Annotated in this window: 9 protein-coding genes; 4 read left to right on the forward strand and 5 right to left on the reverse strand. The window is 50.8% G+C overall.

Going from position 1 to position 10,556, the window contains the following annotated elements:
• Positions 1-6 precede the first annotated feature (6 nt).
• Genes ACXJJX_RS04745 through ACXJJX_RS04765 form a run of 5 tightly spaced genes read right to left on the reverse strand, consistent with a single transcriptional unit; the run spans position 7 to position 5,645 of the window.
• Positions 7-867 (reverse strand): hypothetical protein, encoded by an 861-nt coding sequence (locus ACXJJX_RS04745; protein ID WP_456432709.1) that lies wholly within the window; start codon positions 865-867, stop codon positions 7-9.
• Entirely contained in the window at positions 864-2,981 is a 2,118-nt protein-coding gene (locus ACXJJX_RS04750; RefSeq protein ID WP_456432711.1) for an urea transporter, read from the reverse strand. The genes ACXJJX_RS04745 and ACXJJX_RS04750 overlap by 4 nt, the downstream gene beginning before the upstream one ends.
• A gap of 3 nt (positions 2,982-2,984) precedes the next feature.
• On the reverse strand, positions 2,985-4,334 hold the full coding sequence (locus ACXJJX_RS04755) for a type III PLP-dependent enzyme domain-containing protein (protein ID WP_456432713.1): 1,350 nt from the start codon (positions 4,332-4,334) through the stop codon (positions 2,985-2,987).
• Between the two features lie 24 nt (positions 4,335-4,358).
• Positions 4,359-5,396, reverse strand: a complete 1,038-nt coding sequence (locus ACXJJX_RS04760; RefSeq protein ID WP_456432715.1) for an ATP-grasp domain-containing protein — start codon at positions 5,394-5,396, stop codon at positions 4,359-4,361.
• Between the two features lie 12 nt (positions 5,397-5,408).
• The gene (locus tag ACXJJX_RS04765; RefSeq protein ID WP_456432717.1) at positions 5,409-5,645 is read right to left on the reverse strand and encodes a PqqD family protein; all 237 of its coding nucleotides are present in this window, start codon (positions 5,643-5,645) and stop codon (positions 5,409-5,411) included.
• Positions 5,646-5,888: 243 nt separating this feature from the next.
• Here ACXJJX_RS04765 and ilvD point away from each other — a divergent pair, with 243 nt between their 5' ends.
• From ilvD to ACXJJX_RS04785, 4 genes are read left to right on the forward strand one after another with little or no spacing between them, the layout of a single operon-like run.
• Positions 5,889-7,547, forward strand: coding sequence for a dihydroxy-acid dehydratase (ilvD, locus tag ACXJJX_RS04770; RefSeq protein WP_456432719.1), 1,659 nt, complete (start codon positions 5,889-5,891; stop codon positions 7,545-7,547).
• Complete coding sequence (locus ACXJJX_RS04775; RefSeq protein WP_456432721.1) at positions 7,547-8,392, forward strand: PfkB family carbohydrate kinase; 846 nt, start codon at positions 7,547-7,549, stop codon at positions 8,390-8,392. The genes ilvD and ACXJJX_RS04775 overlap by 1 nt, the downstream gene beginning before the upstream one ends.
• Positions 8,393-8,441: 49 nt before the next feature.
• Entirely contained in the window at positions 8,442-9,755 is a 1,314-nt protein-coding gene (gene purB, locus ACXJJX_RS04780) for an adenylosuccinate lyase (RefSeq protein ID WP_456432723.1), read from the forward strand.
• On the forward strand, positions 9,736-10,458 hold the full coding sequence (locus ACXJJX_RS04785) for an anaerobic ribonucleoside-triphosphate reductase activating protein (RefSeq protein ID WP_456432725.1): 723 nt from the start codon (positions 9,736-9,738) through the stop codon (positions 10,456-10,458). The genes purB and ACXJJX_RS04785 overlap by 20 nt, the downstream gene beginning before the upstream one ends.
• Positions 10,459-10,556 lie beyond the last annotated feature (98 nt).

The following is a 10,556-nucleotide window of genomic DNA, read 5'->3' on the forward strand; positions in this document are numbered from 1 at the left end:
AAGCATCTAGAAGCTTCCACCAAGATTTATAGTGACGATGGTCTGGGAGGCCTTATCTCCATAGCCTACATGCTCCAGCCACTGTTGATTGAGGTTAAGAGCCAGCCGGAGATTGTTCTCCAGACGATAGCCCACTTCAGCCTCCAGGCCTCCAAGATAACGATCAGCAAGATTATAGATGACAAAGCCCTCGTTTTTGACAGCGAAGATCTGCTGCCCAACCCAGCCTGCCAGCTTATAGTCCAGATTTCCCACGGTGTAGGTAAAAACCTGCTCAAGGGAGTAGTAGTTGTCCATAGAGACCCCAACGTTTTTATCTTTGTGGATATAGTAGAATCTGGTTTCGGAGTAGAGGCGGCGCCCAAAAGCCGAGAAGAAAAAGCCATAATGAGGCCGAAGCTGAAAGACGTCAAGGTCTACATCACTGTCGCTATAGTCTGAATAGTCAATTTCTATTCCGGCATTCCACTCGTTGGGACGAAAATAGGTGACCTTAGCAAAGTAGATCTTACCTTGATCAGTAAGATCGTCATCACTGCTAATGTAGTGAAAGCCTAGACGAATAGAGTGATTTTTAAGTAATTGATTAGTATTAGTGTAGGTAACGGTAAAATCTGTCTGATCCAGATCGGGTAAGGTATCGTAATTAATCCTAGTCTGGGTCAGACCAAGTTCCACACTGTTGGCCTGACAGTCTCCAACGTTAAGATAGGCACTTACCGCCCAGCCGTCATCCTTGACATCTGATCCTCCAAAGTTGATGTAAGACCCGTAAAGGCTCCCGTAGGTGCAAAGATCTCCGGCCAAAACCGGAGAAGCCCAACATAAAACAGCCACCCAAAAAACCCAAACCCATACCTTTTTCATGGAACCCTCCTTAAAGTGATTTTTTGACCATTTTTCTCCAGACTCACCAGACGGAGGCCTTTAAAGGAATCGAGGCGAACAAAGGTCTTGACCCGCTCCCTTTCTGCCCCGGCCTGGATCTCGCCGGTAATCTCATCTGGAGAGACAAAGCGATAACAGCCCCGGACTCGGACCAAATCCTGCCGAAATGAGGCCACAAAGGTGAGGATAGCCCTTTTAATCCGACCATAAAAGGTCTCAAGAGGAACATAGTCCTCCCAGACCATCTGCTTTTGGTAGACAAGGGGCAGACGGGGAAGGGCCAAAAATAGGGCCTTTAAGGCCAAGGACCCCCCGTCGTGCCGGAGAAGATAGAAAGTTCCTTGATCCTTGCTGAAGTAAAGCCGATCAGCCCCAGAGTGAAAATAGTATGCCCCATCCGAGGCCATAGACACCTTGAGAACCATGGTCTCCTGTTTTTTATCATCTATGATGACCTCATAGGAGATCTCTTCGTCAAGCACAAAAGAAAAGCGGGCCTCTAAGGCCTTATCAGGATAAAGGGCCTGGATAGTTTCACCCTGATGGGGAATTTGGTTGGCTCGAAACAGGAGGCCTTCTTCTTTAAGGACCGCGTAGTGAAGGAGGCTAAAAGGGGTGGTCGGAGATCCAAGTTCTGGGGAGAGCTGAACCTGGACGTGAAGGTGGGGCTGAGGAGAGTAGCCCGAGTTACCACAGAGCCCTAGAAAATGCCCTCTTTCCACCCATTGACCTTCAGAGACCCTGATCGATCCCTCTTTGAAATGGGCCAAGAGGACATAAAAGCCCCGTTCATCGTGAATGAGGACGTAGTTCCCCCAGTTCTCGACCTCGTTAATTGTCCCCGGGGGATTGTCGGAAACTGAGTTCTGAAGCTTTACCACCCGGCCTCGAACAGGAGAAAGTACCGGCTTGCCAAAGCAGTAGTAGTCCTCAAGACGTTGTCCCTCTCCGGAAAAGGTTTGACCGTCTTTGTCCATGATCACAAAATCTAAAGCGTAACGCCAGATACCCTGGTGGGTCCAAGGGCCATCAAAGCCCTGCCAGACCGTCCAGACCCCGGAGAACGGAAGGGTCAAAGTCCGTAGGGTTCCGGGAAAGCGGATCAAATAGGACAAGTAATGATCAAGAGTCCTTTCTGGACTCCCCCGGTAGTAGGCTGTAAGGTAAGGATAACCCGCCAGACCCAGGGCATAAAGAAAAGAAAGGGTAACGACATTGAAGGGAAGGGTGAAGGCCGGGATGCCATAGTGGGCCCAGAAGAATCCAGAGGCCTCAAGGAGAAAGGGGGAGACGGCCACGGCCACCCCTGCCAGAAGATAACTCCTCGGGCCAGGAATAAGAAAAACCCCTCCGATGGCCATGGCAATAAGGCTGAAATTAAAGGTGCTTAAGTCGGTAAGGGCCTGATAAAAGGACCCTTTCATAAGCCCCAGAATACTCACACCTAGGGCATAGCCAGAAAGAGCCAGGAAGAAAAGGATCCGGGAAGCCAGAAAAATGACCACTAAAAAGATAATCCCTCCCAGGATATGCGGGCTGAAGAGTAGGGCCCCCAAGGCCTTAAAGGGACCAGCCAACCACAAGGGAAAGTGAAGTTCCAAGGACTCAAAGACCGGATGTCGGAGATAGAAGTCATTTACCAAAAGGTTGGAATATCGATAGGCAGCCAAATAAATGGTGGTGCTCACCAGGACAAAGGGGACATTTATTACCGGAAGACGGAAAAAATAATAAAAAACATGGGCCAGGGAATAGGTGACAATAAAGGTCATCAGCCCGGCAGTGATGACAAAAAAAATGGTCAGAGGAGTAAGCTTGAATAGAAAACCTATGGAAAGGCCTACCAGCAGGGGATTATACGTATAGTAACCCGAGCCCTGAAATATCTCTTTAAGGCCCAGGAAACGGGCCAACTCATAGGCCGAAAGCACACAGAGAAGACCTGCAAGCCCCACGTTAGGATTGATAAAAGTGGCTGCCAAGAGAAGAGATCCCAGAAGGGGATTCTCAAAGAAAAAGATCTCCGTATAGCTATTGGCAACGGTACGGAGATAAAATCTGGCTTTGGTCAAAAGGCGGTTCAGGTCGGTCATCTGTTATCTGGAGAGTCTCAGGCGGTCTGGCAGCCTTTCAGGCCGGAGGATATCCTCGAGAGACTCTGCCTCTCGGATAAGTTCAAAGGAGCCCTTCTCGCCGATCAGAACCACGGCCGGTCGAGGTCTGATGAACTGCATCCACTGAGTAACGTTGTAGGCCCCCACCGGGGAGATGACCAACCTTGCCCCTCGAGGAAGTGGTGGAAGAAGGGCTTGATCGGCCACCACGTCTATATTCATGCATAGGGGGCCATAGAGAATGCAAGGTTCAAGCGGACCGGGAACGTCTTCTTCAAGTTCAATGCGGAAATTGTACCAAAAGGCCGTAAAGAGAACATTGACTCCGGCATCAACCACGTAGCCCCGGGTGCCATCTGGTAGCCTTTTACTGGCATGAACGGTGGTGATAAGGAATCCAGCCTCATCGACAATGGCCCGGCCAGTTTCAAGAATCAGGGTAGGGAAGTCATTAGGACGAAGCTTTGAAAGAAGGGTATCACAGATGGCCTCTGCAAAATCCTCTAGCGGCGGCACGGCCACATCCGGAGAAAGATAGATACCTTTGAGGCGATTTAAGGAGGGAAGACCTCCACCGATATCTAGATAATCAACCTTGAGTCCAAACTCGTCCTCCACCTGATAGGCAAAATCCACCATCTTGGCCACGGCCCGACTGTAGGCCCGGGGCTCAAGGATGAAGGTGCCCAGGTGGCAGTGAAGACCGTTTAAGATGAGCTTTCCTCCACTAACCAGCCTCTTTACCGCATCAAGGGCCTGACCGGTGTCCAGATTAAAGCCAAAGCGGGTCCATTGGGGGCTTATGCCCGTATCCATATTGAGCCTGATGCCAACCTTGATCTCCCGGCCCAGCTCCTTGGCCACCTCTTCGAGATCGTAGATCTCGTCGAAGTGATCAATATTAATGATTGCTCCTTCTTGAACAGCGACTTTTAAGGCCGAAAGAGGCTTGTAGGGACCGTTGAAGATGATCTCTGAACCCGGGACTCCAAGGCGCCGGGCCTTTTGGTACTCGAGTTCTGAGACCACCTCAGCTGATTCTCCCTCCTGATGAAGGATAGCGCAGATAGCATCAAGATAGTTGGTCTTATAAGACCAGCTAAAGTGGATATTGGGGTATCTGGTAGCAAATGCCTGATAGATGGCTCGATATTTCTCCCGTAACCTCCGTTCAGAAAAGACAAAGAGCGGGGAGCCAAAACGGGCCACCAGATCAGCCACTGGCACTCCGTCTATCTCTGAACGGATATGGCGGCCATAAGAGGCTCCAAATTTATTCATCAGGCCGACCTGAATCTTCTTGATGACTGGTTTTTCGTAGGGTTCTTTCACTGCTTTCCTCCTTGATCAAGAGAACTAGCTTTCTCCCCGAGTGATAATCCTTTGAAAGATCTCCATATTGGTTACCAGATCATAGGTGTAGCGAATGTAGAGTCGACCAGGCTCATAAGATGAGTCTCTCTCCACAGGAAGACCAACAGCAGCTTTTAAAAGCCGGGCCGGAAGGTTGAGGCCGGCCCCAGTGGCAAAATAAACCCAGGCCGGAAACCGGGGATTGATCTCGATTAGATAGATCCGGTCCTCGGAGGCAATGCACTCCAGCTCAAAGGCCCCACGCCAGCCATATCTTTCTAAAAAGCGCTGGGCCGCCGCCAAGATGGCCTCATTTTGGATGGTTACCCCAGTCCAGATCTTGCCCAGAGCAGTAATCCAAAGTTTCTTAATGGCCATAAGACCCAAAGATCCACCCTCTCCATCGCCCACTCCTATGACGTTGATCTCTTCACCCTGAACAACCTTTTGGACCAGGACCGGATAGCCCCACTCACTGACAATCTTATGAAAACTGGATTCGGCCTCCTGATAGCTATGAACCCGATAGGCCTTGTAGAAGAGACCCTTGATCATGGCCGGAAATCCTAAACGATCAAGGGCCCGGAAAAGTTCCGGAGCCGAGGTGATGGCCTCTGTGGGAGGAATGGCCAGAGCGATGCGCTCAGCAACCTCTGGAAGGTGCTCTTTAGAGCGAAGTTCAAACTGCTCCCAGTTAGGCAGATAAGTCCTTATGCCTCGGGCTGAAAGCTCCCCTTCTCCTTTGATGTAGAGAGGAAGTTCAGCATCAAGAGTGGGAATAACTACATCAAGCCCAAAGGCCTCCTTAATGTAAAAGAGCCGGGAGAGATAGTCAGCTTCCTCTGTTGAGGGATAAGGCATGATAAAGGACCGATCCACAAGCCAATCAAGGTAGATTCCTGGCTCCATGGCATCATAAGCCAAGCCTATGGCCTTGATGGCAAGACTTTGGTCCTCTTTGAGGCTTCTGACTACTCCGATTCCCGGACCGGGATTGTCCACAGCATTTATCCCGGAAACAGCTACAAAAAGCTCTTCCATGCCTCTGTCCCCTTAAATAAGACGATAGACCCGTAACTGGGCCAGAAAATCCATCAGATCCCTCTGGGCCACCTCGGGATCGACGACAAATTTGTCGACGAGAGACTGCAAAATTTGCTCTGTAGTTTTTCCTTCTTTAAGCTGTTGAATAATCCACAGCCCTACTCGATTGGTGGTAAAGCTGTTTCCAGTAGCCGGATCAAAGATAAAACCCTCTTCATTGATTGCCAGACGGGCCAGTTTGCTCACCTTGAGGCCTCCTTTATCTGGGGAAGCTTTGTCGGAGCCATGAAGCAACTCTTGGGCCACTTTTCGTTAAGAGAACAATAATATCTTTTCAAAAACATTGTTAAGGCTCTTTCTCTCTCGGAAGAATATTCGGTAGGATGCTCTTTAAGCTCCAAAAGTGAAGGACTAGATTCCTTGACGTAACCCTCTCCAGGACCTAATCTGGCCCTAAAAGAGACATTTAGGCATGAAGGAGGCCCCCTTATGCGCAGTGACCAAATGAAAAAGGGTCTGGAGCGGGCACCTCATCGTTCCCTACTCAAGGCCATGGGCTATACGGATGAGGAGATCTCCCGCCCCTTAATCGGGATTGCCAACTCCTTCAACGAGATAATCCCTGGCCACGTTCATCTGCGTCAGGTGGTGGAGGCCGTCAAGGCTGGAATTCGTATGGCCGGTGGAACGCCAGTAGAATTTGGGGTTATCGGGATCTGTGATGGTCTGGCCATGAACCACGAAGGCATGCGCTATTCTTTGCCTAGTCGGGAGCTGATTGCCGACATGATCGAGACTATGGCCATGGCCCATCCCTTCGATGGCTTGGTAATGGTCCCCAACTGTGACAAAATCGTCCCCGGGATGCTTATGGCCATGTTACGCCTGGATATCCCGGCCATCCTCATCTCCGGCGGGCCCATGCTACCTGGACGACACCAGAGGCGAGATATCAACCTCATCTCTGTCTTTGAAGGGGTAGGAAAGGTTAAGGCTAAGGAGATGACCATCGAGGAGCTTGAAGAGATTGAGGACAGCGCCTGTCCTACCTGTGGTTCCTGTGCCGGGATGTTTACCGCCAACTCCATGAATTGCCTCTCTGAGGCCCTGGGCCTAGCCCTCCCCGGCAATGGAACCATTCCGGCGGTCATGGCCAAAAGAATCCGACTGGCCAAAGAAGCCGGAGTCAGGATTATAGAGCTACTGAAAAAAAAGCTCACCCCCAGAAAGATCGCCACCCGGGCAGCCTTTGAGAATGCCGTCGCCGTAGACATGGCTCTGGGATGCTCGACCAACACGATTCTTCACGTCCCGGCAATAGCCAAGGAGGCTGGGATCAATCTCCCCCTTGAGCTCTTTGATGAGATGAGTCGCAAGGTACCCAATCTCTGCCGTCTCATCCCTGCCGGCCCTTATAGTGTCGCCGCTCTGGATGAAGCCGGTGGCATCCAGGCAGTGATGGCCGAGTTGGCCAAGGCCGGCCTTATTCGCAAACGGGTCAAGACCGTAACTGGCAAAACTGTAGGAGAAAACATCAAGGGGGCCCGAATCCTGGATTTCGAGGTCATCAGGCCCCTGGAAGATCCTTATTCACCCGAAGGGGGTATCGCCATCCTCTGGGGAAACTTGGCTCCAGAAGGTGCGGTGGTCAAGCAGAGTGCCGTCGTCCCGGAGATGATGCATCACGTGGGCCCGGCCCGGATCTTTGAATCCGAAGAGGCCGCCTACAAGGCCATTTTGGGAGGCAAGATCAGAGCCGGAGACGTAGTCGTCATTCGTTACGAAGGTCCCAAAGGAGGACCGGGAATGCGGGAGATGCTTTCCCCGACCTCGGCCATCATTGGTATGGGCTTGGGAAGCAAGGTAGCCCTTATCACTGACGGCCGCTTCTCAGGTGGCACTCAGGGGGCAGCCATCGGACATGTTTCTCCAGAGGCGGCCGAAGGGGGCCCTATAGCCTTGGTCAAAGAGGGAGACCTCATTGAGATAGACATTCCCCATCGACGCCTAGAGCTAAAAATCCCAGAAGAAGAGCTTAAGCGGCGTCTTAAAAAATGGCGCCCACCACGTCAAAAACTTCGGGGCTGGCTGGCCCGATATGCCCGGATGGTGACCTCCGGGGCCACAGGGGCGGTGCTTAAGGATTAATGAGACCGTCTTATCTTATCATTGGGGCCCTCACCAGAGACGTAACCCCTGAGGGCTTCCGTTATGGTGGCTCGGTACTTTACGCAGGACTTACGGCCCAAGCCCTGGGCTATGAACTCAAAATAGTAACAACTTGCAGCCGGGAGGAACCTTTAGAGAGGCTTTTCCCCGGAGTCCAAATCTTTCTTCAGGCCTCTGCGGAAACCACAACCTTCGTCAACCTTGAAAGTCCGCAGGGAAGAAAACAGCAAATCTTAACTCTGGCTACCCCTATCAATATAGGGGATCTCCCCCAGGACTTCCGCCAAGCCGACATCGTTCACCTTGCACCAGTGGCCGATGAATGTCCCCTTGGGGCGGAGAAAATTTTCTCTAGCCAATTCTTGGGGGCAAGTATCCAGGGTTGGCTAAGGGGTTGGGATAAAAAGGGCCTTGTCTTCAGAAAGAAGGCCCCTGAGGAGGCGTTTTCCTCCTTCTCGGCCCTGGTCATGAGCAGAGAAGACATTGATGGTGAACTTGACTATGCCAAGTCTTTGGCCCAAAAAGGTCCTTTAGTAGTGGTCACCCAAGACAAAGACGGGGCCTTACTTTGGCAGGAGAACCAATGGCTTCATCTTCCGGCCCCCCGGGTCTCTGTAGTTGATCCCTGTGGCGCCGGGGATATATTCTCGGCCGTCTTCTTCTCGGCCCTTTTTGAGGGCCTGGAGACAAAGCAGGCAGTAGCCCTGGCCAACTGCTTGGCGGCCAGATCTGTAAGCCGACAAGCCATGGAGTCTATTCCCTTAGCCAAAGAAATAAAAGATTGTTATCACCAGATTGGTCAAGAGGACTTCATTCTGATATGAATAGGCCTTGTTCTTTTAGGAGATAAACTTTTCATAAGGAGGCCAAGAGATGATCCCTCGCTACAGCCGCAAGGAGATGGCTAATCTCTGGACAGAAGAGGCCAAATTTAAGAGCTGGTTAGAGGTGGAACTGGCTGTCTGTGAGGCCTGGGCAGAGTTGGGGGTAATTCCTAAAGAGGCCCTGGAGGTCATCAAGGAGAGGGCCCGATTTGATGTTACCAGGATCGAAGAGATAGAGGCCGAGGTCAAGCACGATGTCATCGCCTTTTTGACCAACGTTGCCGAATATGTGGGTCCAGAGGCCCGCTATATCCATTTGGGAATGACCTCCTCAGATGTTCTAGATACTGCCATGGCCCTGCGAATGAAGCGAGCCATGGAGATGATCCTGGCCGATGTTGACGATCTTCTTGAGGCCCTCAAGCAACGGGCCATTGAGCATAAAGACACGGTTATGATCGGTCGTACCCACGGCATCCATGCTGAACCCATCACCTTTGGGCTTAAGCTGGCCATCTGGTATGAGGAGTTCCGGCGACATCGCAGACGCCTTCAGGCGGCTCTAGAGACCATCTCATATGGGAAAATCTCCGGAGCCGTAGGGACTTACGCCCATCTTGACCCCCGAGTAGAAGAGCTGGCCTGCCAGAGACTGGGTCTTAAGCCGGCTCCGATCTCTAATCAGGTCATCCAGCGAGATCGTTATGCCGAATATCTGGCTGCTTTAGCCCTTCTGGCTTCCAGCGTGGAGAAGATCGCCACTGAGATCCGCCATCTCCAACGAACCGAGGTCCTAGAGGCCGAGGAGTACTTCAGTCCAGGTCAAAAAGGCTCTTCGGCCATGCCCCACAAGAGAAATCCCATCCTTTCAGAAAATCTCTGCGGCCTAGCCAGACTCGTTCGCGGCTATCTTACCCCAGCATTAGAAAATGTAGCCCTTTGGCACGAACGAGATATCTCCCACTCCTCGGTAGAGCGAGTCATTGTTCCCGATGCCACCATAGCTACAGACTTTATGCTCAAGAGACTAACCGGGGTTATCAGGCGTCTGGTAATCTATCCAGACCGGATGAAAAAAAATCTCTGGCTTTTAAGAGGACTGATCTTCAGCCAGCAGGTAATGCTCAAGCTCACGGAAAAAGGTCTTTCTCGGGAGGAAGCCTACCGGATTGTTCAGTCTTTAGCTATGGACGTCTGGCAAAGCGAAGACAAGAACTTCAAGGATCTCCTTCTGACCTCAGAAGAAATCAAGAGATATCTCTCTGTCTCCGAGATCGAGGCCCTCTTTGACGTCAATTATTATCTCCGTCATGTAGGGCTCATCTTTGAGCGGATCTTTGGTCATGAAACTTCCAAAGATTAAGGGTTTTTTGGAAACATCTTTTATTGACTGGCCCGGAAGGATCACCGCCAGTGTCTGGGTATCTGGCTGCAATCTGCGGTGTCCTTTCTGCCACAATAGTGAACTACTCCTTAATCCAGAGAATCTTCCTGACTGGCCCCTTGAAGAAATTCTCCGGCGATTGGAAAAAAATCTCCTCTTTGTGGAATCAATCTGTGTCTCTGGTGGTGAGCCAACTATTCACCTGGGGATCTTTGAGCTTTTAAGGATTTTTAAGGATCTGGGATTGGCCATCAAGCTGGACACCAATGGGACAAGACCAGAGGTAATCAAGGAGCTAATCTCTTCTTCACTGGTGGATTTTATCGCCATGGACGTCAAGGCTCCTCTTGTGGAGGAAAAATATATTCGTTTGACCGGAAGAAAGGATCTTGATCTTTCAGCCATAAAAAAAAGTATCTCCATCATTCTCAACTCTGGAATTGACCATCAGTTTCGAATGACGGTTATACCAGGTATCCACCAAAAGGAAGACATCATCATCTGGGTTCAAGATCTCAAAGGGGCCCAGATGCTAACTCTTCAGAACTTCTCCCCTCAAAAGACCCTGGATCCGACCTTCCAGAAAATCCGCCCTTTTGACGAAGAAGAATTTGCCAATTTCTGCGCCTTGGTAGAAAGGTACCGTCAAGATCTATCTCAACACATCCGAACGAGAACGTAACTCGACAATGGCTACATCCTTTACATAAGGAAAGGGTTCCTTTAGGGCTTCATAGAGCCGCTTTTTAACAGCCTATGGTGTAGCCTCTTTAAGATCAT

The sequence above is a fragment of the Thermosulfuriphilus sp. genome, assembly GCF_054026695.1.

What these genes read in the sequence shown, in the direction of transcription:
- ACXJJX_RS04745 (WP_456432709.1), bottom strand. Translation starts at nt 867, where the DNA reads ATGAAAAAGGTATGGGTTTGGGTTTTTTGGGTGGCTGTTTTATGTTGG.
- ACXJJX_RS04750 (WP_456432711.1), bottom strand. Translation starts at nt 2,981, where the DNA reads ATGACCGACCTGAACCGCCTTTTGACCAAAGCCAGATTTTATCTCCGT.
- ACXJJX_RS04760 (WP_456432715.1), bottom strand. Translation starts at nt 5,396, where the DNA reads ATGGAAGAGCTTTTTGTAGCTGTTTCCGGGATAAATGCTGTGGACAAT.
- ilvD (WP_456432719.1), top strand. Translation starts at nt 5,889, where the DNA reads ATGCGCAGTGACCAAATGAAAAAGGGTCTGGAGCGGGCACCTCATCGT.
- ACXJJX_RS04775 (WP_456432721.1), top strand. Translation starts at nt 7,547, where the DNA reads ATGAGACCGTCTTATCTTATCATTGGGGCCCTCACCAGAGACGTAACC.
- purB (WP_456432723.1), top strand. Translation starts at nt 8,442, where the DNA reads ATGATCCCTCGCTACAGCCGCAAGGAGATGGCTAATCTCTGGACAGAA.
- ACXJJX_RS04785 (WP_456432725.1), top strand. Translation starts at nt 9,736, where the DNA reads ATGAAACTTCCAAAGATTAAGGGTTTTTTGGAAACATCTTTTATTGAC.